The following is a 25,058-nucleotide window of genomic DNA, read 5'->3' as shown; positions in this document are numbered from 1 at the left end:
TCGGCAAGGAATGTTGAGATGCCATTGTGAATTTGCACTCCCGGTTCTGAGTGCACTCCGATTTGCACTCAGTTTGCACTCGCAGCCGCTCGGTCCCTCATGGCTTCCAGCGCCGCGATGTAGCGCAACGCCGCGTCCTTGTCGTCGCTCCAGGCTGAAGCCAACAGCGACCCTTGCTTGTTCAGTGACTGCACGATCCACCAGCGCCCGCGCTCACGTAGCCGGTTCTCTGCAATAGACGTGTAGTACAGCCGGACGGTGGTTCGCTTGGCCTTTGCCCGTGCCGGGTTCCACGCGGACTGCTCTGCAATAACCCCATCACCGAACTCAACGTACGTGCCTGTGGCCTTCACGCCTTCCGGGCGGTACTTCTGCGGTTGCTCGCTTAGCACCTGCTCGATAACCGCGAGCGGATCAGCCGGAGCGGGCACGGGTGTGTACGAAACGATCTTGGATGCGCAGGCGGTCAACAGCACCGTGAACATCGCGGCGAGTATTGCTTTCATGAGTGCTCCCGAAAGGTGAGGCAGCAATGATAGCCGGGCGGTACGGGTCGAATTCTGATGCGATTTTCCGAGGGGATAGTACGCACCCGCTAGTCCGCGATTTCCCCCCCCTTTGGGGGTGTCTTGCCTAGCCTCCCTGGAAATCGTGCAATAAGTCCCCTTGATATGCCCACAACCTCACCCATTTTCTCGGGTTCCACTAAGCGCATCAGCCTGCATATTCACCATCATCGAAGCTGGCTGCGGGACACGGCCGGTTGCACTATCCGCTGCGATGATGGCCCCGTGACCCTCACCCCGAAAGTGAGCCCGTCTGTTAGCTCAGAGCTTTTTCTAATCAAGGCATCGTGAGCTACGTCAGCGGGAGTATCGGTGTCATGTAGGAGAACGATTTCTGCCGCATTTCCCGATACGGTTCCTTGTAGTCATCCACATAGAAGATTTTGTCGTAAAACAGAATTGTCTGAATAAGGTGCTGAAACGCGGCTACGTCTCCTTCGATAGCGTGCAGGTTGCTTACGGTGATTCGTCCTAAAAGCCGTTCAACCGCAGTTAGGGTTGAATTGTCGACAACTGCACATCTCATACGAGCCCCATTGTCACGGAATGCAACATTTCAACGGATTGCAGACTATTGGGCAAGTTGTCCGCGTGACAACAAATTGACTTCCAAGGGGAAAAGCTCCGGCGCACGGTCGTCCGGATGGAGGAAGTGCTGGAACGGAGCGGCGTCTGATGCGTGAACCCCATCCTGCACAACGTGTACCAGTGAGCAATGCAGCGGTTGCTGTCGATTCCAGATCTATCAAAAACGGCTGAAATGTAAATGACGGTATCATTCCGGGCCAGAGGAAGCATCCTCGCTGCGGCTCCCATGGCTCTCGTGGTCGGGAAGCCCCCTATCGATGACTTGTAAGGTGATAAATGGATTCCCCAATCGGAGAGATGTGGCAGCCTGGCACGTCGAAGCTGTTCAGAGTGCAAGATTTGCTGCGCACGAATTTCTTTATCCCTGCGTTTCAGCGTCCATACGATTGGCGTGAGAGTCAAGTCGACGAGTTCATTACAGATCTGCGCAATGCGAGCCATAAGAGGCAAGCTTTGTTTTTGGGACTTTCAGTCGTGTATATGAATGAGGGAAGGTTGGGCATAGTTGACGGACAGCAACGGTTGACGACGCTGATGTTGGCGTTGGCCGCGGTGCGGCAGCAGGCGGCCATATTTCAGCCGTCGAATGCCGTAAACCGACTGTGGCTGGAGAGCAGGTCAACTGATGACGGCACGATCGTCGAGCGACTGGTCAGCGGCGAACCCGTTCACCCCGAGACGCTTTCGCAGAACCTGTTGATCGGTGCATACCGACGCCTGAGCGAAATGCTCCCAGGTAAGGTCACCGCAGCCGAGATTGAAGCGTGTGAGTTAATCGTTTACGTCGCACCTAAGCTGGAGGGTGCAACTGCCCTGTTTGAGCGGATCAATCTACGAGGGCGCAAGGTATCCCAATTTGATTTGGTCAAGAACAAGCTTATCGAAGTAGTTGCCCTCGTACAGGGGGACGCGGATCGTGCTGCATTGATTGATCGGATTTCGCGAAGCTACGATAAGCTTTATCGAATTATCTGCCCAAAGAGGAAGCCTGGAGCCAAGGCCGACGCCCCACTCGAAGAATTGGATGCGGACCGACTCTTGCGCGTGCACTGGATTCTCTTCGATAAAGAAAATTTCGACAGTTCATCCCGCGTCCTTGATGTGCTCATAGCCAGGGTAGAGATGCTTGAACCCGTTGACTTGGCTGCCTATATCCTCCGGTACATCGATTCTCTCGCACTCGTCGCCGAACACTGGGCAAGAGTAGTCTCACCCGACGTGAGCAAAGGCAACGACCCGGTTGAAGCAGCGCTGCTGGATTTTGCGCGTCTAAATCGGGAAGCCGAGTATCAGCCTGTGATTGTGGCGGCGTTGCTGAAGATGCCGCAAGAGGCCAATGACGTTATCCGGTTTTGCGAAATTGCCTCGTTCCGCGACGCGCTAGCCATGAGAAGGGCAAACTATCGACGTACTCAGAAATGGCGCATTGCCCGCCAGCTATTCCACGGCGAGCTCGAGGATGCCACAGGCGCCAAAATCTCGACGGCAAAGGAACTCAATCATCGACTCTTCTGGCCCCGCGCGACTCTGTGGGACAGGCAGGAAGCACTCGTACTGGATCCCATCTACGCTGATGCGTATGACGATGGGGAGTTCGCTGCGTCGGCATTGCATCAGACGAACGTCTACGGAGATCTCGGTTCGTTCCTGAAATACTTTTTTTGGCAGTACGGTACAGCCCTTGGTAGGGGCGGAAGAAGTAAAAATAAGTTCCATATCGATGCGCAGTTGCCAGTGTTTCTATCTGGAAATTGGCACGAATTCCGGGCTGCATGGGATATCGAACATATATACCCGCAGAAGCCGGATGATCGATTCCTCGAAGGCGCTACCCTTAAAGCCAAGAAGGCCTTCCGGGAGTACAACCTATCCATGAAGCCGTATTTGCATTCTCTGGGCAACTTGACCCTTCTTCCCGCCCGAGATAACCGAAGGCTAAAGAATGTATGCTTTCAGGAAAAGTTGGACGCCATGCGAGAAATCGTGCAGGTCAACTTCAATGAACTGTTGGGACGGGTTGACTACCGTGGAAAGCTAATGTCTTCGCCGTATTGGGGGCCCAACAATTGCCGCCGACGTTTGGCAGAGCTTGATCAGTTCGCTGCGGAACGTTGGGGTATGGCCGCGCTGAAAAATCTAGGGGTGGGTGCCTACGACAAGCGCGTTGACAGTGAATGGGATGCCAGCGAAGAGGATGGGATCGAGGGCGATTGAAATCACTCGAAGCAAACGTTGTTTGAGACGCTAGCATAAAAGTGCAGCGTGCTGCTCGCACGGGCAACCTCAGGTCAGAACCGCGCGTGGTGCTTCACCAAGGACAGCCCTTTGTACCTGTGGATTCGATGTCCGCTACGGGCCGCAAGCCTGAAGGTGTAATGGGCTGTTCCCGATATAGGCACAGGGGGCACCAGCCCGACCCTAATATATGTTCGAATCCTCTACGTCACACATCTCCCTAAGGTGCATGCGCTCGTCCCGAGCGTCTCATTCTTTTTGAGCATTGACATACGAGGCGTCGTTCCGCAGCGTGGAGCGAGGTTGCGTGTCGCTCGCCGAGTTTGTCATATGCTGCTTTGAATTAGAGGAGCTCCGCAGTCCCTAACTTTCGATCAACTGCCATTTGTCGATTGAGCGAGAGCTTTTGCCATTAGCGGCAGAACGGGAACCTTTCCGTGAACATCGTTAAAGAGGAACTGACCGCCAGGATTCACTTCGAAGAACCACATCTTGCCGTCATTATCCTCTCTTAGGTCAATGGCTCCATAGCGAAGACCAAGCTCTCGCGTCAAGCGCAGCAGCCTTTCGCAAACTTCATTAGATAGCACCGCAGGAATTACCCTGGCGCTGACATCCAACCTCCAATCGAGCTGTGCGTTAGCTCGGTCAGGAATGATTTCAGCTACCGCTACGTCATTGTCTATAACTGTCACTCTAAAGTCCCGCCCCCGTTCTATACGTTGTTGCCAAATCACGGGGGCCAGGGATATCAAGCCGAGCATCGAATTATATTCGGACTGCCAGCTTTTCGTTTCAGTAACCTGCCATGGTGTTGTAGTCAATATCTTGAATATAACTCTCTTGTCCCAGCGATCCAAAAACTGCGCCACTTCCAACTGATCGTTAGAGATCAAAGTTGCCGGTACGTTCAATCCGACCGATCGGGCCTTGGCTAGCTGCAACGGCTTAAAGTGGGCAAGCCTATCAGCGGCAACAGGATTTACAACTTTGTTTCCACAGCGACACAGCCAACCTTGGAACAAGGTTCTGCTTTCCGCAGCGGCAAACTTCCTGGCTCTGTCTTCTCTGATGCCCTGATCTATTTCATGTGGTTTCGGCCGTCGGTACCATATCCCTGTTATCTCCTCCTCCACTAGGACACTACCTGATGCAAGTTTCAGGACAGTAGATTGTTCCGAGGTCGTATAGGACAGCTTCACTCGTTGAGGAAAGTGCGCAGAATTAAGCAGGTAGGCCACGGCTGACTTTTCAGCTTCGTAATGCCGACACAACGCTTGCGCATGGAGATCATCATCGTCTGCGATTATTAGAACTTTGGGAAGCCGCGTGATAGACATAATTATCCTCCCGAATTGGTCGGAATCACGCAGTGTCTTCTGAGATGTCATTGCTGATGTCGTCGAGGCCATTCCCCACTGTCCCGCAATAAGTACCGCAATTCGTCGAGGCCGGTCCCGCTAAAGGAAGGGCTCTTCCAGCCGGCATCACATATGCAATGTAAGCCTCCTCTTTTGCAAAAAAATCGGCCCACTGCTGATCATCCGGTGTCAAAACAGATGTCGCAGAGGGGACCGCCAGTGCAAAGGGCAACTTCTCGGATTCGTTCATGCTGGCCTCCTAAAGGCTAATTGGTTCTAGCGCGTAACACTCATCCTGGTCTTCGTCGCAGTACGTGGTCAAAATCCCGTTCTTTAGCAATTTGGGTCAGTCTCGGAATTTGGATGTCCGACGTTAACGGTGGGCAAATTCTACGGAATCTGCCTATTTTTCGAATACCCAAAATTGGGTATTCGATCTATGCGGTTGTGTGAACTGCTTGTCGAATGGAGGCTGGCAGAGAAAATCGGTACTCGCCTTAGCTTACGGCCCCCGGCGGAAGACGATCCAACGACTTGTGCGTGCGGGCTTTGTTGGAGTCGGCCAACTGATGGGTAATCGTGTAAACCTATCGACGTTCGACACCGGCGCGCTTTGATCGCTTCAGTGCGACATGTATGATTAGCCTGCTCGATGAATGCGTTTTGAGCCGACGTGCAGGGTTGATGTGTTGGACCGAAATGCCATTTGGCTTCGGTCATACAGTAGGCATCAGAAGATCTCTGGGCCGTTGGGTAATCCCCCCATTTTTAGCGATTGTGGATTCAGACGGTCAGTGCAACACCCTATTGAAAGCCTGATGGATAGAGGTGTGCAATGGTCAGTATTTACGGCGCCATGACTACGGAGAGGAAGTCTAGGATTTGGGAGCTATGGCGCAAGGGGACCCCGATGAGCTCCATTGCACGCGACATATCTAAGCCTCCTGCGACTGTCTTTTCATATCTCCTGTACCCACGGAGGCATCTCGCCTAGGACCAGGACGCGCCGTGCAAAATGCCTGTCAGCAGAAGAGCGCGAGTCGATCTCTCGAGGGTTGGCCAGTGGCGCAAGTTATCGAGCTATTGGTCGCCAGTTGGGCCGCTCAGCATCGACGATCTCGAGAGAGGTCGGCCGCAATGGTGGACCAGGGAAGTACCGAGCGTACGATGCTGAAAAGCAGTTCTTGAAGCGTGGTCTGCGACCGAAGCCTTACCTGCTGTCCAGTGAACCGGAGCTGCGCGGTATCGTGATACGCCTGTTGGAGGCTGACTGGTCGCCAGAACAGATTTCAGGATGGCTGAAGCGTCACTCTCCTGACGGAAAGATCATGTGTGTTTCGCACGAAACAATCTATCGATCGCTGTTTGTTCAAGCCCGCGGCGTACTGCGTGAAGAACTAAAAAAGCACCTGCGGACTCAGCGAATGTTCCGCCATGCCAGACCCCATCGGGCGGCCATTTCAGGCGGCATTCCCGACTGCATCTCAATTCGTTCTCGTCCTGCGGAGATCGAAGACCGCGCATTGCCAGGGCATTGGGAAGGCGATCTTATTTCGGGAGCAAATCAGAGCGCCATTGCCACGATCGTCGACAGAAGCACGCGGTTCACCGTGCTTTGCAGGATCGAAGACAAGCGGGCCGAAACCGTCACTCGAGCCCTTGTTGAGCAGATGCGCCAGCTGCCTGCTCAACTAAGGAAAAGCCTAACCCGGGACCGCGGTGCTGAGTTGTCAGCGCACAGGCACTTTAGTATTGCCACCAATATGGTCGTTTACTTCTGCGATCCGGGCAGCCCCTGGCAGCGAGGCACCAACGAAAATACGAATGGCCTGCTACGCCAGTACTTCCCAAAAAGAACAGGCTTGGCAAACTATACGCAGTGCGAGATTGATGCAGTTGCCGCCAAGCTAAACTCCCGGCCTAGAAAAACGTTGGGATTCAAGACCCCGGCTGAAGCGCTGGACGCAATGTTGCACTGACCGTCTGAATCCACAATTGGCAGAAGTAGGAACGCTACGCAGCCATGGCTAGCCGCTGTTTGGGGGTGAAGCCGCCCAGTGCCATATTTGGGCGTTCGTGATTGTAGGACCACATCCACTGCGTGGCGACGCGCTGTACATGGTCCAGATCGTCCCAGTGATATTGGGACAGCCATTCGTAGCGCACGGTCCTGTTGAACCGTTCGACGTAGGCATTCTGTTGCGGCTTGCCCGGCTGGATATATTCGAGCTTTATGCCCCATGCCTCGGCCCAATCGACAATTGCCGCGCTCAGGTATTCGGGTCCGTTATCGCACCGAATGGCCAAGGGCTTTCCCCGCCAGCCGATGATCTGCTTGAGCGTGCGGATCACGCGCTCGGACGGCAACGAGAAGTCAACTTCAATGCCCAGCGCCTCGCGGTTGAAGTCGTTAATCACGTTGAACACGCGGATGCTGCGCCCATCGGCAAGCCGGTCATGCATGAAGTCCATCGGCCATACCTGGTTCACATTGGTGGGCACGGTCAGGGGCTCAGGCGTCTGCCGCATCAGTCGTTTGCGCGGCTTGATACGCAGGTTCAGTTCGAGCTCGCGATAGATCCGGTACACACGCTTATGGTTCCAGCCGAAGCCTCGAACATTGCGCAAATACAGGAAGCACAGACCAAAGCCCCAGTTGCAATGGTTGTCGGTCAGACGTTGCAGCCAGTTGGCGATCTCCTCGTTCTCAGCGTCTGCCTTGGCGACGTACCGATAACAAGTCTGGCTGACCCTGAACGCCTCGCAGGCCATCCGGATCGATACGCCGCGATCCTGCACTGCACGTTGGGCCATCTCGCGGCGGCGAGATGGCCTCACCACTTTTTTTCTAGCGCCTCCGTCACGATCTCGGCCTTGAGCTTCTCCTCGACGTACATCTTGCGCAGCCGCGCGTTCTCGGCCTCCAATTCCTTCATGCGTGCCATCAGCGATACGTCCATGCCGCCGTACTTGGAACGCCACTTGTAGAACGTAGCCGAGCTGATGCCTAGGTCCCGGCATAGCTCAGGAACGGCAAGACCAGCTTCCACGCGCTTGATGGCGTCAATGATCTGGCTGTCCGTAAATCTCGACTTCTTCATGCGGTAGAACTCCTCAACGAGAAAATTCTACTTCTGACCTCATCGCTTTTGCGGGGGATTACCCTGTCGCTTCGATCCCAAGCATGCAGCTGATTGCATGCTTGCGCTGGATGGAAATCTCTTTTTATTTAGTAGCTTGCGTCGCATGGGGCGCGCGTTTAGCCTTCCGCACCTAATATAACGGTTCGAGCCCCTCCTGCCGCGCCAGAATCTTTAGGGAATACAGGGTTTTACGGGGTCTTGGGAGATCTGGCAGGTTATGAGTTCTTAGCCAGCGTGAGAATCCAGGCCGATTGAGCGTCCTTCCAACTTGATGCCCACCCCCGTGTCGCGCGTACGCCTCTAACCTCTTCGTAGTTGCGAAAAAATGTGGCCTGCTGGCGCTTGCGCGGACCAGCGCGCGGGCAACGACAACGCGAAGGCGCGTCGACCATTCCCGACATTCATCACAGGTGTAGGCACGGACGACGCGCATAAAATCACGTTTTGTGTCGGATGCATGCGGATGTTCGAACTTATCGTGCTATGGCGTTCCTCTACTTGCTGATGCTGTTGCCGAAGTTCAAGTGGTCGAGAACTTCCCAGCCATCGGGCAACCTTGAACCCATGCCGATATCGCCCAGCTTTTTGCGCCCGAGTACTCAGGGACTAAGCCGATGCGGGCCGAGGCCCCGCTTGCTCGCCGGGTTGAAGATGGTGTTTCGGGATCGTTACCTCCAGACTTTGCGGTGGCAAATTCCGAAACGATCGACTACGACTAAAGACTGATGTGTGCAGCGCCATTATTATTGGTTCGCTCTAAGCTCGGCTTTGATCGAGTACCCGGGAATTCGCCAGTATTGAACACCGGTAGCTCCCGTCCTCCGCTGATGCTCAGCCGACGTCGATGCAGCTTTCTTCGCCCGCGACTTGCAGGAGATCCCCATGGAAAAGATGGAATTGACCACTCAACAAGACGACACCGAGCATCAGATTCAGCCGTTGGGAACCAACGGAAATTAACGCAGTCAGTGCGGTGCCGATTCGAAAAATCCAATGATTGCTATGCGGTAGCCGCGTATGGGAAACACCGCGACCGCTGCCAATTCGAATTTGTACCGGCGCTGTGCCTAGGTTCAGACGGCTTGGGTTTCTGTTGTGACACAGTTTGTGGTGCAACGCGCTACCTCCAAGGAGCGGGAGATTCCTACTTCTGGTTCGGACTTATTCGGGATTAGGGTCAACCCTCTTGGTGAGTTTAGTATTTGGGCGAACGAATTCATCTTTCAGACTCATGGCTCATGAGCACGATGCTGTCGGGAGGCTGTGTCATAGAAGCCCCCTAACCGAAAGCTATGGGTCTTTTGTTTTTTGTACTCGCGTCCATTTAGGACTTCATTCGAGGGAGCGCGTCAATAACTTTGCTCCATAAGCCCACCGCTTCATCTCGATCTAGCTTCCGCGTCTCCAGTAATGCAGTGGTTTCCCCATTTTCTAGAAGTTCTCCTATCGAGAAATAGAAGCCTTCGCGCGCGAGCTCTAAGGGATTTACTTCAACATCGTGCTCTTCAAGAAGGCTAAGCAAGGCTCCGACCTCTTCACGACGCCTTTGGATCGCTTCGTAGTGTCGAAACTCGTCCATTAGTGGGCGATATTGGCGGAACATGAACAAAGCGATAAATTCAATAAAAAATAACACTCCAAAATTCGGCGCGAGAGTGGCGAGAATCTCAGAAAGTTCCTTTCCTGTGTAGGTGCGTGGAGTTTGGGCATAAAAGAAGCCGACGCCTGAAAAAGCAATCACGATACCGCCAAGCAGAAAAAGCCCCGCGCGCGTCCTCACATTGTCGGCGACTATTTTAGATTGGCGAGTTAGGTCGCTGAGAAACCGCAGGTGCGCGTGTTCTCTGATATGAACCAGTTTTCGAACAGCTTTGTCATGCTTTTGATTTGCTGCCCTTTCCTCGTCGCTCTCAGCGACTCGATTGAATGACATTCCAATATTTTCTGCATATTCGCTGCCAGCGAGAAATTGGAACGAGCGTAGGCCCCGTCGGTGTGCGCGAATGTGGGCTATAGGAAGAGTACCGAACACTAGCGCGTATAGCACCGGTATAGCGATAAGGTAAGCAAATGGGACCATTACGGTCGTCGAGCGGATCCAGTCATCCGCTTTATTTAGCCCAGTCGCTGTTGCGTACATGAGCCATGTAAATGGTGCGATGACCCAAATGGTAGCTTCAAACAGAAATTGAACGCGCTCTTTTACGTGGGGCCTGAGTGCCATGTTGCATCCTGGTTTGGGTGTGTCTTGAAACGTAATAATGCTAATCACAGTCAAGGATAAGTCGATGAGGCGAACATTGTTAGCGAGGTTGAGCATCGCTACTACGAACTCCCAGCTACCGCGATAAGCACTCAGGCGTAGCAGTAGGCTGGAAGCCAGACAGATTGCGCGGTACTAGGCATGAGCGCAAATATCCATTGCATCTACCAACCTTGGTAGTACCGCTCGCCTTCGATGCGGTCACGCGACCTTTTGAACTGGAATGTGCCGGCCTCGCTCGGTTTCGCAGGCTAATACGAAAAGCGTCGAGGCGATCCACATAAAAAACAGCGTAGAGTTTATTTGCTCGGAAATTCCTTCGACGTAATCGATGCACTTCTGATCAGTTTTGTCGAGGCATTCCTGTGGAGTAGGGAGCAAATTTATCAGTTCGGCTGGAGCGCCAAGAGCTACGGTGGCAGCAAATCCAATGACCATCGCGAAGCCCGCTTGCTGCGGAAATGTGCGTTTGCAGTGCTCATCGTAGGCGTAGATTACAACGATGATGGTCAAGCCGAGAACGCTCGATAGAATAGAGAAAGAGCCCGCTCCAAGCATAGTTGTCCCCAGCAAAGCGACGGAGGCAACAATTAATGCCGCGGGATCGATTCCCCCTTGCGGCCGGGACGAAGGTGGTTGGCTCATTTAGATGCTCGGGTTGTGGAGTACGTTCAAATGAACGGACTCAGTGTCGGAAACTTAAGTCCCCATCACATGAATCCTCGCTTGAAGTAGGGCATGGCATTAGAACGGATGGCCGGAAAACCGCATAAACTCGTCGTGTAGATCACACAATAGTTCTAACGATATAAATTAAGAAGCCCGTGATATCAATGCGTTAGTAGCATTTCACACGGGCCCTTCTAATCTTGGGGTCAGGGGTTTGAGCCCCTCCTGCCGCGCCATCAATAACAATTAAATCAATGGTTTAGCCCCGGCAAAGAATGTTGAGATGCTGATGTCCAACCGTTCTTCCAAAGTGTCTAGCCCTCTCCCTCCCGATACCCACGAAGCAGCAGGGATTACCCTTTTCGGTGGAGTTACTTAGACCGCTTCCGCGACTACCCTATTCGTTCGAAAAAGAACCAAGGGGATCGTCATGAAGAGATGGCTATGCGGTGCGGGCATCGTGGGGATGATGCTGACTGGTCCGGTTGCGGCCCAATACATCGCCACCTGGCAGGATCCTTTGGGCGTCTGGAAGGGCCCCGCGGCGAATCAACCGGGTACGGAGCTTTACGCTGCTGAAGGAGCCGCGAACCGCGCTTGCATGGACCGCGGCAACCCCAAACTTTGGAACCGCGCGGCGAAAGTGACGGAAAAGGCGACGGGAAAGGTGATCGTGGATCTGGACTGCGACGCGGAGCGCGCCAAGAAAAAGAAGGGCCAGCCTCAGGCAGTCGCATCTTCTGGCGCTACGACCTACCAGGTTTCCAGGAAGGATCCCTTCGGTAGATGGATGCACGGGCACGGTTCCGATCCTGGGGCAAATCTCGCGTTGGCGGAAGGCTACGCATACGAAGCCTGCAAAGATCGCGGCAACCCTAAAGACCTGCAGTTGGCGTCCAAGGTGACAGAAAAAGGAACGGGAAAAGTGGTGCTGGAACTCGATTGCAACGCCGTGCGCGCGAAGGCGAAATAACCGGCTAACCCCGCGAACGTTCCGCCATGCCCGGGCTTGGCGAGCTATACACAGCGCGACCTCGACGAAGCCGCCGCCAAGCTGAACGCCCGTCTCAGAAAGACGTTGGGGTTCAAGACTCCAACTGAGGCGCTGGACGACATGTTGCACTGACCGCCCGAAGCCACGGGCGCATTCGGGGCCAGGGTCTCCAGCCCCAACGCCGCAGGAAAAAGAACGGAATATCCGGTCAGACCGAGGACGTAACGGGTCTCGAATAAATAGTGGATTAAATCAACTAAAAGGCATATAGTCGATTCATGGCCGCGGCTTCTTGCGGTGACTAGAACAGAACATTCAGGAGCAGGCATGACCCGGACTTATCACACGATTCTGTTTGAGGTGCAGGACCGTGTTGCCACGGTGACGTTGAATCGGCCCGAGAGCCGTAACGCGCTCAGTTCGCAGATGTGCGCGGAGTTGGTGCAGGTCATGGAGGCGATTGCCGCTGACCCAGGCGTGCACGTGGCGCTGATCATGGGCAACGGCCCCGCCTTTTGCGCTGGCGCCGATCTCAAGGAACGCAAAACCATGAACCATCAGGAGCTGACGGCGCGCCGGGTTCAGGGCTTTGCCGCCTATGCCGCCATTGAGCGCCTGCCGCAACCCGTGGTGGCGGTGGTGCATGGTCCGGCCTTTGGTTCGGGTTGCGAGATCGCCGGCGCATGTGACTTCGTGCTGGCCTCCACCGAGGCGGTATTCTGCTATCCCGAAGTGGGGTGGGGCACGGTCGGCGCGACGCAGCGTCTGCCGCGTATTGCTGGCGCTCGCATGGCCAAAGAGCTGTTGTTTACCGGCCGCCGCTTCGACGCCGCCGAAGCGCGCGAGGTCGGCCTGGTCAACCATGTGTATGCGCCCGATGCGCTCAGGCAGGAGGCGCAAGCCATGGCGGCCGCCATGGCCCGTGCCCAGCCTTTGACCATGCGTCTGACCAAACGCAGCATCGATCAAGGCCTGGCCACGACGCGCGAAGGCGCGATGGCCATTGAACTGTTGGCCATCGAAGAAAACCTGCGTGGCACGGATTGGCAAGGCGCCATTGCCGGCTTTGGCAAGGAGCCCCAGGCATGAAGGCGATGACTCTGGCTGCCGGTTTGGCGCAGACGGTGGCGGCACGTGGCCCTGAAGAGGCCTTTGTCGCACCGGGGGAACGTTTGAGCTGGAATGAGCTTGCGGCCGGTGCCCGGCTACGCGCGCGGGCGCTGTATGCGGCCGGTGTGCGCCGTGGTGACCATGTCGGCATCTTTCTTGGCAATGGGGGCGACTGGTTGCAGTTGTTCTACGCATGCGCCTTGATCGGCGCGGTGACGGTGCCGGTCAATACCCGGTTCAAGACGGAAGAGCTGGCCTTTTGCCTGCAACAGGCTGACGTCAAGCTGCTGCTGACGGCCGACACCTTTCTGGGCATAGACTTTCTGGATCTGCTGCAACGGGTAGAGCCTGCCCTGACTCAGCGTCTGCCCGGTGCGGCGCTGCCGGTATTGGGCAAGGTGGTGGTACTGGGTGAACGTAGCCTGCCGGGCACGACCTCGTGGGCGGAATTTATCGAAGGCGCGGATCGTGCCGACGCGGCCGGCTTTGATGCAGCCCTGCACGCCGTCGCAAGCGATGATGTGCTCTTGATCCAATACACCTCGGGCACGACTTCCTTTCCGAAGGGCGTCATGCTCAGCCACGCCAATATGCTGGGCAATGCCGCAGCCGTGGCGCAGCGCATAGGCGTGCGGCCGGAAGACCGCTATTTCAGTATCCGGCCTTATTTCCATGTGGCAGGCACCACGCTGTCCATTCTGGTCAGTCTGGTGACGGGGTGCTGCCTGCTGACCTTGCCGAGTTTCGATGTGGGTGAGACCTTGCGTGTCTTGGATGAAGAGCGCTGCACGCTGACCTCCGGCAACGACACCATCTTTTTGATGCTGATGGGCCATCCTGATTTTGATCCCCAGCGAATTCATCTGCGTGGCGGTTGGGCCGCCGCTGGCCCCGAGGTGATGCAGAAGATTCGCGATGTGATGGGCGTGCCCTCGGTGTGCAATGCCTATGGGCAATCCGAAGCCTCACCCAATATCGTCATGTCGGCCTGGAACGATGAGTTTTCCCTGCGCGCGCACGGTTGGGCCTTGCCGCATCCCGGCATGGAAATCCGCCTGGTCGATCCGGCCACCGGCGCGGTGGTCGCACCCGGTGGGCAGGGCGAGATCCAGGCCCGTGGCTGGAGTGTGATGAAGGGCTATTACAAGATGCCCGAGGCCACCGCACGCGCCTTGAGCGACGATGGCTGGCTTAGCACCGGCGACCTGGGCGAGATGAATGCCGAAGGGCGTTTGCGCATGGTGGGTCGTCTGAAGGATATGTTCCGCGTCGGTGGTGAGAACGTGGCGCCGGCCGAGGTTGAAGAGGTCTTGCATGGTCATCCGGCCGTGCGCATGGCCCAGGTGGTGGGGGTGCCCGATACCCGTCTGGGCGAAGTGCCGGCCGCCTTTGTCCTCTTGCGCGAAGACCAGCAGGCCGAGACTGCCGAGTTGATCGCCTGGTGCAAAAGCCGTTGCGCCAATTTCAAGGTGCCGCGCTATATGGAAATCGTCGATACCTTCGAGAACATAGGCATGACAGGCAGCTCCAAGGTGCAGAAGATCAAGTTGCGCGCCCATGCGATCCGCCTGTTTGGCCTGGAGGAAAAAGCATGACGCGCGATGTGGTGCTGTGCGAATGTTTTGCCCGCGATGGCTTGCAGCATGAGCCGGATTTCATTGCGACCGAGATCAAGATTGAATTGGTCGACGCGTTTGCGGCGCTGGGTTTTGAGCGGGTAGAGGCCACCTCGTACTCCAATCCCAAGGTGGTGCCGCAGTTTGCCGATGCGAGCGACATGCTGGCGGCGCTGCCGCGTCGGAACGGCGTCTGGTACAAGGCGACCTGCGCCAATGCGCGCGCCGTGCAGCGGGCGCTGGCCGATCTTGAGCAGGGCCATGGCGCCAATGAGATCAGCCTGCTGGTCTCGGCCAGCGAGTCGCACTCCGAGCGCAATCTGAAGCGCAGCCGCGCTGATCAATGGGGCAACATCGCCGAGATGGCCGGCTTGGGCCGGGGCCGTTTCCGCATGATAGGCACGATCTCGGTGGCGTTTGGTTGCCCCTTTGAGGGCGCGGTATCGGCCGATAGCGTGCTGCGCGACGCCGAGCGCTATGCGGCGCTGGGTGTGGACATCGTTACCTTGGGCGACACCACCGGCATGGCCACGCCGCAAGCGGTGCGCGAGCTGTATGGCGCGTTGCAACGTGAACTGCCGCAGCTCACGTTGGTGGCCCATTTTCATGACACCCGCGCAACTGGTCTGGTGAATTATGTGGCCGCCCTGGACGCCGGCGTGCGCTGGTTTGATTGCGCCATCGGCGGCGTGGGCGGCCATCCGGCCAAGGTCAAATATGGCGGCGGCCATACCGGCAATGTGGCAACCGAAGACCTGGTCAGTCTGTTTGAATCCATGGGCGTGCGCACTGGTCTGGACCTGGACGGGCTGGCCGTCGTGTCGCAACGCTGCCGCGAGGTGCTGGGGCGCGATCTGCACAGCCGCGTGGCGGATAGCGGCTTCCATCCGCTGATCAAGGCCGGCGCTTGAGCGGCGTTTGTATATGATGCCCTCGTCACCGCAACCGCTCCAAGAGAATTCCATGGCAACCAGAAGCAAGCTTTCCACCCGCCGCGCCACGCCCGCCACGCTCAAGGAGCTTTTTTCCTACCGCTTGAACCGGCTGGCCTATGTGTCCAGCCGCATTGCCGCGGGCCTGAACGAAAGCCGCTACGGCGTGGGTCCGCGTGAGTGGCGGATCGTCGCATTGCTGGGTGCAACGCCCGATATGTCTTTGAACGCGCTGGCGCGTGAAGCCAATATCGACAAAAGCCAGGCCAGCCGTACGGTGTCAGACCTGATCGAGCGCGGCCTGATCAAGCGCAGCGCCGATGCCCTGGATGCGCGTGGCGTAAGCCTGGACCTGACGCGCGCTGGAAAAAAGCTCTACCAAGAGGTATTTCCGGCCGCCATTGAGCGCAACGAGGAGATGCTGGCCGTGCTGAGCGAAGACGAGCGCGAGGTGCTGGAGCGCGCCTTGGACAAGATGACGTCGCACATGCTGGATATGCTGAATGACTTGAAGGCCGAAGTGCCGACACGCCGCGGCCGCGGCGTACAGCCGCGCTAAGGCGGCAGCCTGTCTGTGACAGGCTTTCTTATGCTCATAAAGTTGATTAAATCAATTAAATAGAGGTCAAGACATGGTTGAATTGATAATCGAGAATCACGGCACGGTGCGCGTGTTGCGGCTGAATCGCCCGGAAAAGCACAATGCCTTGAACACCCCCTTGACGGCCGGCTTGCTGGCCAGCCTGCGCGAGGCCGATCAAGACCAATCGGTGCGCGCCGTGGTGTTGACCGGTAATGGCAAGTCGTTTTGCGCTGGCGCGGATACGACGGAGTTTTCGGCGCTGACGCCTGAGCACCCCGAGGCCGTGCTGGCGCGCGCAAGCCTGACCACAGACCTGCATCTTGTTTTCTCGCGCATGAGCAAGCCTGTGATCGGCGCCGTGCATGGCAATGCGCTGGGCGGCGGCGCAGGCCTGGCGCTGGCGTGTGACATGGTGGTGATGGCCGAGGACACGCGCTTTGGCTATCCGGAGTTGCGCCACGGCATCGTGGCGGCAGTGGTTATGGCCAATTTGGTACGGCAATTGGGCCGCAAGCAGGCCTTCGAACTGGTGGCCATGGCCGAGTCCATCGACGGCCATCGGGCACTGGCTCTGGGCCTGGCCAACCGGGCAGTGCCGGCCGCCGACGTCTTGCCGCAAGCATTGGAACTGGCCGAGCGTGTCGCCAGCTGGGACCCCGCCGCCATGGGCCTCACCAAGCGCGCGTTCCATCGTTGCGCGGATCTTGCGCTGGAAGAGGCGCTGGGCGTGGGCCGCGATGCCAATGTCATCATGCGCGGCTTTCGCCAAGGGGCGGCGCGATGAAGCCGCTTGATGGCGTCACCATCCTGGACTTGTCGCGGGTGCTGGCCTGCCCCTTCGCGTCGATGATATTGGCCGAACTGGGTGCCACGGTGATCAAGGTCGAGCAACCCGAAGGCGGCGACGAGACGCGCGGTTTTGAACCCAAGGTGCATGGCGAGGGCGGCGATGAGTCGGCCTATTACCTTGCCTTCAATCGCAGCAAGCAATCGATCACGGTCAATTTTCGCAAGCCCGAGGGCCAGGCCTTGATACGCCGGCTGGCTCAGGACGTGGATGTGGTGGTCGAGAATTTTCCGGTGGGCACCCTGGCGCGCTATGGCCTGGACAAAGCGCACATCGCGCCCGAGAACTCCGACCTGATTTACTTCTCGTGCACCGGCTTTGGCATGACCGGGCCATATGCCGCGCGCAAGGGCTATGACACCGTGTTTCAGGCGATGGGCGGCATCATGAGTTTGACCGGCGAGCGCGGTCGCGGACCGGTCAAGCCAGGCTTGCCGGTGGCTGACCTGACCTCGGGACTGTGGGCGGCGATAGGCATTTTGTCGGCCCTGGTTGGCCGTGAGCGTAGCGGGCGCGGCTGCCATGTGGATTTCTCCATGCTGGACGGGCAGGTCGGCCTGCTGTCTTTGGCCGCGGCGCGCTACTTCGCCTTGGGTGAAGTGCCGCCGCGCATGGGCACGGAACATCCTGGGCGCGTGCCGTCGGCCGCGTTTGAATGCCGTGATGGCAAGTGGGTGCAGATCACCGGCAGCGATCAACATTGGAAACCGCTGTGCGACCTCTTGGACCTCCCCCAGTGGAGCGCTGATGAGGACTTGGCCCGCAACGCGGTGCGCGTAGCCCGGCGTGAGGAAGTCATGGCCGGCTTGCAGGGCGCGGTTGCCAAGCTGGACCGCGATGAGCTTTGCCGCCGTTGCGATGCGGCTGGCGTACCGGCCGGGCCGATTCTTGATGTTGGCGAGATTCTGAATAACGAGCACGTGCTCGCGCGCGGCATGGTCGCAAGCTATGAGCATCCTCGCATCGGCCGCTTTGGCGCGGTGCCGGTGCCCTTCAAATTCGAGGGGTATGAAGATCCACAGGTCGAACGGCCTCCTTTGCTGGGCGAGCATACCGACGAGGTGTTGCGCGCCAGGCTGGGGCTGTCGATCGAGGAAATCACGGCGCTGAGGCAGCTTGGCGCCATCTAGCAATACAAAAATGCATCCCAATGAGGATCAGGAGACAACGATGAATACCTTGAAGCGATTGCTGTGCGGCCTGGCCGTCAGCGCGGTATGCAGCAGTGCGAGCCTGGCGGCGGACAGCTATCCCAGTCAGCCGATCACGCTGGTCAATCCTTATGCGGCGGGCGGCCCCGCCGATGTGCTGGGACGAGCCCTGGCGCGCGAGCTGGAAAAGCAGCTGGGCAAGGCGGTTATCGTGGAGAACAAGGCCGGCGGCGGCGCTGCCATAGGCGCCAACTTCGTGGCGCGGGCCAAACCGGATGGCTATACCTTGTTGCTGGGTACGTCGGCGGCGCATGTGGTGACGCCCTTGATGCAGCAGACGCCGTACGACGGCATCAAGGATTTTGCCTTTGTGAGCATCGTGGCCAACCAGCCCAACATGCTGGTGGTGCGTTCATCCTTGCCGGTGTCGACCTTGCCGGAGCTGATCGCCCTGGCGCGCAAGGAACCGGGCAAGATCAACTACGCGTCGGCGGGGCCGGGCAGTTCGCCGCATCTGGGCGGCGAGCTCTTCCGCCAGCAGGCCAAGGTCGACATCATGCATATTCCGTACAGCGGTGCTGCCCCGGCCATCAATGATCTGGTGGGCGGGCAGGTCGACATGGCCGTGTTGAATCTGGCGGCCAGCGTGCAGTTCATTCGCAGCGGCAAACTCAAGGCGCTGGCCTATGCCAACCCAAAGCGCTCGGCCTTGTTTCCCGATGTGCCCACGCTGGCGGAAGCGGGGGTAAGCGGGGCGGAATCGGCGTCGTGGTACAGCTTGGCCGCGCCCAAGGGCACGCCGCCCCAGGTGCTGGAGACATTGAACAAAGCCGTGCAGGCCGTGAACCAGTCGCCGGAATATCGCAAGCTGATGGACGCCCAGGGCGTCGAACTCTGGACCATGACGCCGCAAGAGGCGACTCAGTTCGTGGAGAAGGATCAGGTCGCCATGCGCAAGCTGGTGGAAGGTGCGGGCTTGTTGAAAAAGTAGGCTTGGCGAAGAAGTCGGCTTGGCGAAGGAGTCGGGTGGTTCACGACTTCAGACGTGAAATGAAGGGCCCCGAAGGTTGGGTGATCTCAATCTTCGGGAGCCGGTGTAGAGCATGAAGTTGCTGCTCGCCCAGTTCAACTGGCTCTGGACTCTGCCACGGCCGCCGCTCAGCCCAACGCGGAAAGCCGCCGGATCGCTACCAACGTTTCTTCCACCATGCGCTGCATTAACTCGCCGGCCGGCACCAGATCATCAATCAATCCGGCGCTTTGCCCGGCTTCGACCTTGCCCAGTTCGACATTGCCTTCCAGCGCCGCTTGCTTCAAGGTGCTTTGCGCGAACAGGGCGTCCAGTTGTTCATTGCTGCCGGATCGCTCGGCGTTCAGGTACTGCTGGGCAAAGGCGTTGCGCAGCATGCGCACCGGTGAGCGCCCTCGGCCAACCAGGGTGGTATCGCTGATGTTTGCGCCCATCACGGCCGCTTTATAGGCGGCGTGCACGCCCGCTTCGGGCGTCAGCAAAAACCGCGTTCCCAGTTGCGCGCCGGCCGCACCCAGGCAAAGCGCGGCGGCAATCCCCGCGCCATCCGCGATGCCGCCAGCGGCAACCACCGGTAGGTCTACGCGCTGCACCGTCGCCCGCAGCAGCACTTGGGTGGTGATCTCTTCGGGGCCGGGGTGCCCGCCTGCCTCCAACCCGACCGCGATCACGCCATCAACGCCGGCAGCCTGGGCTTTCTCGGCATGGACCGGGCTGGCAATGACCTGTAGCCATTTCATCCCGGCATCATGGACGCGGCCCAGGTGCTCTCGCGGCCCGCCTTGCGAGGCGATGATGATAGGGGCGCCTTCCGCGATGGCGATGTCCAAATGCTCGCGCGCGCGCTTGTTGTAGAGCGGGATGTTCACCGCGTAGGGGGCATCGGTCAGGCTGCGCAGCTTGCGCAGCGCGGCTTGCAGCGCCTCCGGGTACATCGGCCCGGACGCCACCACGCCAAGGCCACCCGCGGCCGAGACAGCCGCCGCCAGTTCCGCGTTGGACGAGGCCCAGCTCATGCCGGCTTGAATGATGGGATATCGGATACCCAGAAGGCGGGTCAGCGGGGTCTGCAAAGTCATGATCGCATCTCGGTCGGAAAGCAACCATTCTCGTGCAATTGGTTGATTTAATCAACTAAAGTGCAAGCGTTGGTTCGGCGGCGCTGGCTGCCCGCCACTTCTATCTACAAGCGAACCCCGCGCACGTGAGCCGGTTCTTTTACAATCCGGCGCGGTCCCTGGCGGGCACTCCGCCCGCATCTAATAACGGACCGCTCTCAACAATAGGATGTGGCAGTACATGGCAACGCAGCACTCTCAGCCCTCGACAGGCGAACTGATCAAGACGTTTCGGCACGGCAAGTTCTTTGTCTACTTTCTGGTGATACTGGGCATCGCGTGCCTGGCACTGGCTGGTTTCGTTGTCTACCTGAGCACCATCGTGCCTCAGAAGAATCCCCCGCTTTTCTTCGGCACCGCCGGTTTCCTGGCCTTCTGCGGGCTCGGCGCGCTTGCGGCCAGCGTGTGGCAGAAGAAGTTGCGTCAGCCTAGCTATGAGATCTATGAGAAGGGCGTGGCCCGTATCGTCGGCGCGCAGAAGACGTACACGCCTTTTGCCGACATCGAAGATCTGTACCTGTTCAGTTCCGGGCAGACCGTGATGAGCGGCCTGGCCACCAACCTGGCCTATCGCCGCAACGCGAAAGAATCCTTTAACTGGATCAGCCTGCACCTGTCGGGCTTCATGGACTTCCAGCAGCTGTTCCGCGAGCTCTACCTGCGCGAGCGCCAGCCTGTCGTCCTTCAGACCCTGGCCTCGGGCGGGGCGGTGACCTTCAACTACATCAGCACGGGTCAGGTCTGGCGCAAGCGCATGAGCGGCAAGTTCCTGAGCATCACCACCCAGCCCATCGTTGTCACCGGCGACGCGCTGGAAGTGCAGGGGCAGAAGGTGCCGGTATCCAGCCTGCGCAACGTCGACCTGAACGCCTGGACCGAGAAGGTTGTCATCAAGGATGCTGCGGGCAATACCGTGCTGTCGACCATCGGCTTGGGCATTCTGGGCCTTGATCTGTTCTTGAATACCTTGAGCTTGATGCTTGAGCAAAGCCAGGACGTTGCGGCGTAACAGGCCGGCGCATCGTTACAAAAGTAGGGGCATGGTTGCAAGGGTCCGAAATACACTTGCGCCGACCTAACCCTTTGGATCTAAAGATGAAGATGTTCTGTGCCCTGGCCGTCGTCGCATGCCTGCTTGGCGGATGCGCTGTCTATACACCCGACGGCGCCGTGATCGTGGACCCGCATGGCGGTGGCGGTGGTGGTGGCGGATTCTGCCCGCCTGGACAGGCCAAGAAGGGAAATTGCTGAGCATCCTTTGACCAAGGATTGGAGATTGCCCAGGCGTGCAGCTCGATGTCGGTTGGTGCGTTTTGAAACATTTTTAAAAAAATGGTAAAACGTGCAGCGTTAACTTTCATCGAGAGCCTGGGCACACCATGAAGCAATTGAAGTTGAAATCGGATCTCACCGTCGGGGATATCATCGGCCACGGGATTATCTGGATCCTCCTGAGCATCGTCACGCTCGGTCTGGCTTTGTTCGTGTTTCCGTATTACATGCAGCGGTTCATCATCAGCCGGACGGCGGTGCTTGACGATTCCGGCCGTCGCGTGGGGCGGTTGGAGTGCACGATCGACTTGGCCAGCATCATCGGCAATATCGTCATTTGGGCGATCATCTCGATCATCACGCTGGGCATCGGATACCTCATCTTCCTGTACAAGATCAATGCGCATTGCATGAATCACACCAAGGTTGTGGACGTCACTATCTGACGATCAACCCGTGCGAATCAGCCCGCCTCTGTAGGCGGGCTTTTTTTTTATGACAGAGGGACTTGGCGCTGACAGCCCTATAGGCGCCGCTTCGACCGCAGCAGGGCAGAAAGCCCAATCGCGCAATTGTGTCATTTCGAAACAGCGATATCTTTGTTCCCGGTAATCACCCATAGTGGCCCCGGGAATATTTTTTCCCTGTACATCTAGGACATACATTGAAGATAGAAACTGGCATCGTGAAGTGGTTCAACAACGACAAGGGCTACGGCTTTATTTCCCCGGAACTGGGCGGTAAAGATTTGTTCGCGCACTACTCTGAAATCCAGGGTGACGGACACAAGTCTCTTGAAGAGAACCAACGCGTGTCGTTTGTCGCCGGCCAAGGCCAGAAAGGCCCCCAGGCGACGATGATCAAAGCGATCTAATTCCTGAGCTGCTTGCGCAAGCAGGCAGACGGGATGCAGTGATAGGGCCGAATCCTTTGAAACATGGGATTCGGCTTTTTGCTTTCTGATCGCTACGTCCCGCCCATCGCCGTTTAGATCGTCAGATCCGCACCGTTCACGAACTTGATGGGAACGGCCGCCAGATCCACCCCTTCAAGACAACGGACATTGATCGCCCAACCATCGAAGGCAAGCATGCCCTGGGCGCGCTCTGCGGGCGTGGGCTGGCTGGGTATGCGGAACGGCAAGATGCCGCAGCTTGCGCAGAAGTAGTCGGTGGCGGTCTCGGCCCCCCACTGATAGGTGCTCAGGTTTTCCAGCGAAGTGACCATGCGTAGCGCTGTCGCGGGCACCCGATGCATCAGCGCGCCGCGCCGCTTGCAGATCGAACAATTGCAACTGCGCACGTGATCCAGATCCAGATCAACTTCGAAGCGGCAGGCGCCGCAATGGCATGAGCCTTGATAGGTACGCATAGGTACTGTCCGTTTGATAGCGGGGGTTTGCCGACAGTGTGGCGTTTCGGAAATGTCAATCTGCGACGCGATGGCGAGACAGCGCCGCTACGCCGCTTCCATTTCATGTTCCGCTGCCAGGGCGAGGAAGGCAGAGCGCGACAACCGACGCGCTCTGGCCACTGCGTCAATCCTATGCACAAGGTTTTCGGGCAGGCTGATGTTGAGCCGGACGGCCTTGGTGTTGACTTTGGACAGGTCAATATCGACGAGCATCCAGAAGCCGCCCTGAAACGCCTTCTTTTGCATCCATACATCCGGCGCACTGGGTGAGGGGATGGGCTGCGTTTCACCGAAAAAATGGGCTTCAACCGCTTCCTGCGCTGCGGACGGCAACTCTTGGAGCGTGGTCGCCGCCGCATGGCAGCCCGGAAAATCCGGAAAGGAAGCTCCGTAGGCGCTGCCCTTTTCCTTGTGTACGTAAATGAGGTAAAGCACTAGGTTCTCCTAACGGCCCGCGCCTATCTCAAGCCGGCTTGCTTGAGAATGCTGTGCGCTGTCGGCGCTGGAAGGTCTTTGCGCGGGTGAGGCACGGTCACCTTGCCGCGCTTGGTTGGATGTTTGAACTGGTGGTGTGATCCGACGCTGTGCACGAGATACCAGCCATCCGCTTTAAGTCGTTTGATGATGTCGGCGCTATTCATGAGCCCATGTTATGGGCTACACAATAATACACAACGCACTTTCCGCGAAACGGCTCGGATATCAGACCAATTCCCTTGGCCCCTCCCACCGCAGACTCCCCGTCAGCCCCCCAGCATCGCCTCTCCCCCACGCGTCTTCCACGCCGCCAGCACTTCATCGCACATCGCAGGCGCTTGCCCCAGGTAATTCACCGGATCACTCAATCGATCCAGTTCTTCCTCGTCCAGCAAATCCCGCGTCGCCTCGTGCGCTGCCAGCGTGTCCCGCACCGCGACTTTCAGCGGGCAGTTTCTGCGCACGGCTTCCTTGGATGCCTGTTCGATCAGTTCGTGCGCCTCCAAGCGGCCGATGCGCGCGCCTAGCGCCAAGGCGTATGCCTCGGCAAGAATCAGGCCGTGGGTGGCGTCAAGATTGCGGGCCATGTTCGCGGGGCTGACTTCCAGGCCGTTCAGCATGCCCACCAGATGGCGCAGCGCGCCGCCCGCCAAGGCGCAGATTTTGGGTAGCACGTCCCATTCGGCCTGCCATCCGCCCAGCGCGCGCTCGTGCTCTTGAACCATCGCGGACAACATGGTCGACACCAGGGGCGGCACGCGGGTCGCGGCGGCCAGGATGGCGGCGCTGGCGACGGGGTTGCGCTTGTGCGGCATGGTGCTGGAACCGCCGCGACCCGGGCCGCCAGGTTCGGCCAGTTCCGCGATTTCGGTTTGCGCCATCAGCGAGACATCGCGGGCGATCTTGCCCAGCGTGCCGGTCAGCACGCCCAGCGTGGCGGCCATATCGGCGAGCCGGTCGCGATGCGTGTGCCAAGGCATGTCGGGCATTGCCAGACCCAGCTCTTCGGCAAAGGCCAGGGCGACGGTGGGTGCCGCCGCGCCCAGGCTGGCCAACGTGCCGGCAGCGCCGCCGAATTGCAGCAGCGCCATGTGTTTGGCGTCCTGCCGCAAGCGTCGCTGCCCGCGTTCCAGGGCTTGCAGCCAACCCGCCGTCTTCAGGCCAAAGGTGGTGGGAAGCGCGTGCTGCATCCACGTCCGCCCAACCAGGACCGTGTTGCGATGCGCCTGGGTCAACGTGGCGCATGCGGCTTGCGCCGCGCTCAAGTCTTGATCCAGCTGGGCAATGGCTTGGCGCAGTTGCAGTACCAGCGCGGTGTCCAGGATGTCCTGGCTGGTGGCGCCCCAATGCACATAACGCGCCGCCTCGGGATCGACACGATGCACGGCGGCGGTCAGTTGCTTGACGAACGGAATGGCGATGTTGCCAGCCAGGATCGAAGCCGTGGCGATGGCATCCAGGTCGACGACGGCGCTGATGTCATCGGCATGGCGGAAGTCTTGGCAGACCCCATCGATGCCGCGCGCGGCGCTGGCGGGGATGACGCCGCAGCGCGCCTGGGCGCGGGCCAAGGCCGCTTCCACCTCCAGCATCCGCCTGATCGTTGCCGCGCCCGAGAAGCACGCCATGATGTCGCGATCGCAGTAGATCTGTTCGGTCAGGCTGGAAAGAGTCGTCATGGTGCGCCGAT

23 protein-coding genes and 1 pseudogene are annotated in these 25,058 nt (G+C 58.2%); 13 read left to right on the top strand and 11 right to left on the bottom strand.

Annotated features, from left to right (window positions below):
• Window positions 1–68: 68 nt before the first annotated feature.
• Window positions 69–506 carry a hypothetical protein gene (locus P8T11_RS11400; protein ID WP_268081844.1) on the bottom strand — a complete coding sequence of 146 codons (438 nt, stop codon included), beginning with the start codon at window positions 504–506 and terminating at the stop codon, window positions 69–71.
• A 924-nt stretch (window positions 507–1,430) separates the two neighbouring features.
• On the opposite strand from P8T11_RS11400, the gene P8T11_RS11395 reads away from it, so the two are divergent.
• Window positions 1,431–3,368, top strand: a complete 1,938-nt coding sequence (locus P8T11_RS11395; protein WP_268081845.1) for a DUF262 domain-containing protein — start codon at window positions 1,431–1,433, stop codon at window positions 3,366–3,368.
• 395 nt (window positions 3,369–3,763) lie between these two features.
• Here P8T11_RS11395 and P8T11_RS11390 read toward each other — a convergent pair whose 3' ends face one another.
• Together P8T11_RS11390 and P8T11_RS11385 are read right to left on the bottom strand one after the other, a co-directional pair.
• Entirely contained in the window at window positions 3,764–4,729 is a 966-nt protein-coding gene (locus P8T11_RS11390) for an MvdC/MvdD family ATP grasp protein (RefSeq protein ID WP_268081846.1), read from the bottom strand.
• Window positions 4,730–4,754: 25 nt separating this feature from the next.
• The gene (locus tag P8T11_RS11385) at window positions 4,755–5,000 is read right to left on the bottom strand and encodes a hypothetical protein (RefSeq protein WP_268081847.1); all 246 of its coding nucleotides are present in this window, start codon (window positions 4,998–5,000) and stop codon (window positions 4,755–4,757) included.
• Between the two features lie 585 nt (window positions 5,001–5,585).
• Here P8T11_RS11385 and P8T11_RS11380 point away from each other — a divergent pair.
• Window positions 5,586–6,729: pseudogene (locus tag P8T11_RS11380) on the top strand (IS30 family transposase).
• Between the two features lie 34 nt (window positions 6,730–6,763).
• Here the strand turns inward: P8T11_RS11380 and P8T11_RS11375 are convergent.
• The 3 genes from P8T11_RS11375 to P8T11_RS11365 form a co-directional block, all read right to left on the bottom strand.
• Window positions 6,764–7,851 (bottom strand): IS3 family transposase gene (locus tag P8T11_RS11375; protein WP_268081849.1). Its coding sequence is split into 2 segments (ribosomal slippage): window positions 6,764–7,599 and window positions 7,599–7,851, totalling 1,089 coding nucleotides; the frame shifts between segments, so codons are not numbered across the junction.
• Window positions 7,852–9,217: 1,366 nt separating this feature from the next.
• Window positions 9,218–10,117, bottom strand: coding sequence for a hypothetical protein (locus tag P8T11_RS11370; protein WP_268081850.1), 900 nt, complete (start codon window positions 10,115–10,117; stop codon window positions 9,218–9,220).
• A 240-nt stretch (window positions 10,118–10,357) separates the two neighbouring features.
• Entirely contained in the window at window positions 10,358–10,801 is a 444-nt protein-coding gene (locus tag P8T11_RS11365; RefSeq protein WP_268081851.1) for a UbiA family prenyltransferase, read from the bottom strand.
• A gap of 454 nt (window positions 10,802–11,255) precedes the next feature.
• On the opposite strand from P8T11_RS11365, the gene P8T11_RS11360 reads away from it, so the two are divergent.
• The 8 genes from P8T11_RS11360 (at window position 11,256) to P8T11_RS11320 (ending at window position 19,049) form a co-directional block, all read left to right on the top strand.
• On the top strand, window positions 11,256–11,798 hold the full coding sequence (locus P8T11_RS11360) for a hypothetical protein (protein ID WP_268081852.1): 543 nt from the start codon (window positions 11,256–11,258) through the stop codon (window positions 11,796–11,798).
• Window positions 11,799–12,146: 348 nt separating this feature from the next.
• Window positions 12,147–12,908, top strand: coding sequence for an enoyl-CoA hydratase/isomerase family protein (locus P8T11_RS11350; RefSeq protein ID WP_268081853.1), 762 nt, complete (start codon window positions 12,147–12,149; stop codon window positions 12,906–12,908).
• Window positions 12,905–14,524 carry an AMP-binding protein gene (locus P8T11_RS11345; RefSeq protein ID WP_268081854.1) on the top strand — a complete coding sequence of 540 codons (1,620 nt, stop codon included), beginning with the start codon at window positions 12,905–12,907 and terminating at the stop codon, window positions 14,522–14,524. Before P8T11_RS11350 ends, P8T11_RS11345 begins: the two co-directional genes overlap by 4 nt.
• A complete protein-coding gene (locus P8T11_RS11340; RefSeq protein ID WP_268081855.1) occupies window positions 14,521–15,456 on the top strand; it encodes a hydroxymethylglutaryl-CoA lyase in 936 nt (311 codons plus the stop codon). The genes P8T11_RS11345 and P8T11_RS11340 overlap by 4 nt, the downstream gene beginning before the upstream one ends.
• Window positions 15,457–15,508: 52 nt before the next feature.
• Complete coding sequence (locus P8T11_RS11335; RefSeq protein WP_268081856.1) at window positions 15,509–16,036, top strand: MarR family winged helix-turn-helix transcriptional regulator; 528 nt, start codon at window positions 15,509–15,511, stop codon at window positions 16,034–16,036.
• A gap of 73 nt (window positions 16,037–16,109) precedes the next feature.
• Window positions 16,110–16,844: an enoyl-CoA hydratase/isomerase family protein gene (locus P8T11_RS11330; protein ID WP_268081857.1), complete on the top strand. Its 735-nt coding sequence runs from the start codon at window positions 16,110–16,112 to the stop codon at window positions 16,842–16,844.
• Window positions 16,841–18,037, top strand: a complete 1,197-nt coding sequence (locus P8T11_RS11325) for a CaiB/BaiF CoA transferase family protein (protein ID WP_268081859.1) — start codon at window positions 16,841–16,843, stop codon at window positions 18,035–18,037. The genes P8T11_RS11330 and P8T11_RS11325 overlap by 4 nt, the downstream gene beginning before the upstream one ends.
• A 40-nt stretch (window positions 18,038–18,077) precedes the next feature.
• The gene (locus P8T11_RS11320; RefSeq protein WP_268081860.1) at window positions 18,078–19,049 is read left to right on the top strand and encodes a Bug family tripartite tricarboxylate transporter substrate binding protein; all 972 of its coding nucleotides are present in this window, start codon (window positions 18,078–18,080) and stop codon (window positions 19,047–19,049) included.
• A gap of 167 nt (window positions 19,050–19,216) precedes the next feature.
• Here P8T11_RS11320 and P8T11_RS11315 read toward each other — a convergent pair whose 3' ends face one another.
• Window positions 19,217–20,167, bottom strand: coding sequence for an NAD(P)H-dependent flavin oxidoreductase (locus tag P8T11_RS11315; protein ID WP_268081861.1), 951 nt, complete (start codon window positions 20,165–20,167; stop codon window positions 19,217–19,219).
• A gap of 220 nt (window positions 20,168–20,387) precedes the next feature.
• Here P8T11_RS11315 and P8T11_RS11310 point away from each other — a divergent pair, with 220 nt between their 5' ends.
• The 3 genes from P8T11_RS11310 to P8T11_RS11300 all read left to right on the top strand — a co-directional run bounded on the left by P8T11_RS11310 (window position 20,388) and on the right by P8T11_RS11300 (window position 22,352).
• Window positions 20,388–21,215 carry a hypothetical protein gene (locus P8T11_RS11310; RefSeq protein ID WP_268081862.1) on the top strand — a complete coding sequence of 276 codons (828 nt, stop codon included), beginning with the start codon at window positions 20,388–20,390 and terminating at the stop codon, window positions 21,213–21,215.
• 370 nt (window positions 21,216–21,585) lie between these two features.
• Complete coding sequence (locus tag P8T11_RS11305) at window positions 21,586–21,924, top strand: DUF6693 family protein (protein ID WP_268081863.1); 339 nt, start codon at window positions 21,586–21,588, stop codon at window positions 21,922–21,924.
• A 224-nt stretch (window positions 21,925–22,148) separates the two neighbouring features.
• Window positions 22,149–22,352: a cold-shock protein gene (locus P8T11_RS11300; RefSeq protein ID WP_172616244.1), complete on the top strand. Its 204-nt coding sequence runs from the start codon at window positions 22,149–22,151 to the stop codon at window positions 22,350–22,352.
• 113 nt (window positions 22,353–22,465) lie between these two features.
• Here the strand turns inward: P8T11_RS11300 and P8T11_RS11295 are convergent, their stop codons facing one another.
• From P8T11_RS11295 to P8T11_RS11280, 4 genes are all read right to left on the bottom strand, one after another.
• Window positions 22,466–22,849, bottom strand: coding sequence for a GFA family protein (locus tag P8T11_RS11295; protein ID WP_268081864.1), 384 nt, complete (start codon window positions 22,847–22,849; stop codon window positions 22,466–22,468).
• Between the two features lie 87 nt (window positions 22,850–22,936).
• Window positions 22,937–23,326 (bottom strand): type II toxin-antitoxin system HicB family antitoxin, encoded by a 390-nt coding sequence (locus tag P8T11_RS11290; protein ID WP_268081865.1) that lies wholly within the window; start codon window positions 23,324–23,326, stop codon window positions 22,937–22,939.
• A gap of 23 nt (window positions 23,327–23,349) precedes the next feature.
• On the bottom strand, window positions 23,350–23,532 hold the full coding sequence (locus P8T11_RS11285) for a type II toxin-antitoxin system HicA family toxin (RefSeq protein WP_268081866.1): 183 nt from the start codon (window positions 23,530–23,532) through the stop codon (window positions 23,350–23,352).
• Between the two features lie 102 nt (window positions 23,533–23,634).
• Window positions 23,635–25,047 carry a 3-carboxy-cis,cis-muconate cycloisomerase gene (locus P8T11_RS11280; RefSeq protein ID WP_268081867.1) on the bottom strand — a complete coding sequence of 471 codons (1,413 nt, stop codon included), beginning with the start codon at window positions 25,045–25,047 and terminating at the stop codon, window positions 23,635–23,637.
• Between the last annotated feature and the right edge of the window lie 11 nt (window positions 25,048–25,058).

This window comes from Achromobacter spanius, assembly GCF_029637605.1.
Classification (GTDB): domain Bacteria; phylum Pseudomonadota; class Gammaproteobacteria; order Burkholderiales; family Burkholderiaceae_B; genus Achromobacter; species Achromobacter spanius_E.
Note: the sequence above shows the minus strand (reverse complement) of the source record. Positions and strands in the feature narration are given on the sequence as shown.

What these genes read in the sequence shown, in the direction of transcription:
- P8T11_RS11295 (WP_268081864.1), bottom strand. Translation starts at nt 22,849, where the DNA reads ATGCGTACCTATCAAGGCTCATGCCATTGCGGCGCCTGCCGCTTCGAA.
- P8T11_RS11325 (WP_268081859.1), top strand. Translation starts at nt 16,841, where the DNA reads ATGAAGCCGCTTGATGGCGTCACCATCCTGGACTTGTCGCGGGTGCTG.
- P8T11_RS11360 (WP_268081852.1), top strand. Translation starts at nt 11,256, where the DNA reads ATGAAGAGATGGCTATGCGGTGCGGGCATCGTGGGGATGATGCTGACT.
- P8T11_RS11340 (WP_268081855.1), top strand. Translation starts at nt 14,521, where the DNA reads ATGACGCGCGATGTGGTGCTGTGCGAATGTTTTGCCCGCGATGGCTTG.
- P8T11_RS11350 (WP_268081853.1), top strand. Translation starts at nt 12,147, where the DNA reads ATGACCCGGACTTATCACACGATTCTGTTTGAGGTGCAGGACCGTGTT.
- P8T11_RS11365 (WP_268081851.1), bottom strand. Translation starts at nt 10,801, where the DNA reads ATGAGCCAACCACCTTCGTCCCGGCCGCAAGGGGGAATCGATCCCGCG.
- P8T11_RS11305 (WP_268081863.1), top strand. Translation starts at nt 21,586, where the DNA reads ATGAAGCAATTGAAGTTGAAATCGGATCTCACCGTCGGGGATATCATC.
- P8T11_RS11345 (WP_268081854.1), top strand. Translation starts at nt 12,905, where the DNA reads ATGAAGGCGATGACTCTGGCTGCCGGTTTGGCGCAGACGGTGGCGGCA.
- P8T11_RS11400 (WP_268081844.1), bottom strand. Translation starts at nt 506, where the DNA reads ATGAAAGCAATACTCGCCGCGATGTTCACGGTGCTGTTGACCGCCTGC.
- P8T11_RS11385 (WP_268081847.1), bottom strand. Translation starts at nt 5,000, where the DNA reads ATGAACGAATCCGAGAAGTTGCCCTTTGCACTGGCGGTCCCCTCTGCG.
- P8T11_RS11330 (WP_268081857.1), top strand. Translation starts at nt 16,110, where the DNA reads ATGGTTGAATTGATAATCGAGAATCACGGCACGGTGCGCGTGTTGCGG.
- P8T11_RS11390 (WP_268081846.1), bottom strand. Translation starts at nt 4,729, where the DNA reads ATGTCTATCACGCGGCTTCCCAAAGTTCTAATAATCGCAGACGATGAT.
- P8T11_RS11280 (WP_268081867.1), bottom strand. Translation starts at nt 25,047, where the DNA reads ATGACGACTCTTTCCAGCCTGACCGAACAGATCTACTGCGATCGCGAC.
- P8T11_RS11335 (WP_268081856.1), top strand. Translation starts at nt 15,509, where the DNA reads ATGGCAACCAGAAGCAAGCTTTCCACCCGCCGCGCCACGCCCGCCACG.
- P8T11_RS11285 (WP_268081866.1), bottom strand. Translation starts at nt 23,532, where the DNA reads ATGAATAGCGCCGACATCATCAAACGACTTAAAGCGGATGGCTGGTAT.
- P8T11_RS11320 (WP_268081860.1), top strand. Translation starts at nt 18,078, where the DNA reads ATGAATACCTTGAAGCGATTGCTGTGCGGCCTGGCCGTCAGCGCGGTA.
- P8T11_RS11310 (WP_268081862.1), top strand. Translation starts at nt 20,388, where the DNA reads ATGGCAACGCAGCACTCTCAGCCCTCGACAGGCGAACTGATCAAGACG.
- P8T11_RS11315 (WP_268081861.1), bottom strand. Translation starts at nt 20,167, where the DNA reads ATGACTTTGCAGACCCCGCTGACCCGCCTTCTGGGTATCCGATATCCC.
- P8T11_RS11370 (WP_268081850.1), bottom strand. Translation starts at nt 10,117, where the DNA reads ATGGCACTCAGGCCCCACGTAAAAGAGCGCGTTCAATTTCTGTTTGAA.
- P8T11_RS11395 (WP_268081845.1), top strand. Translation starts at nt 1,431, where the DNA reads ATGGATTCCCCAATCGGAGAGATGTGGCAGCCTGGCACGTCGAAGCTG.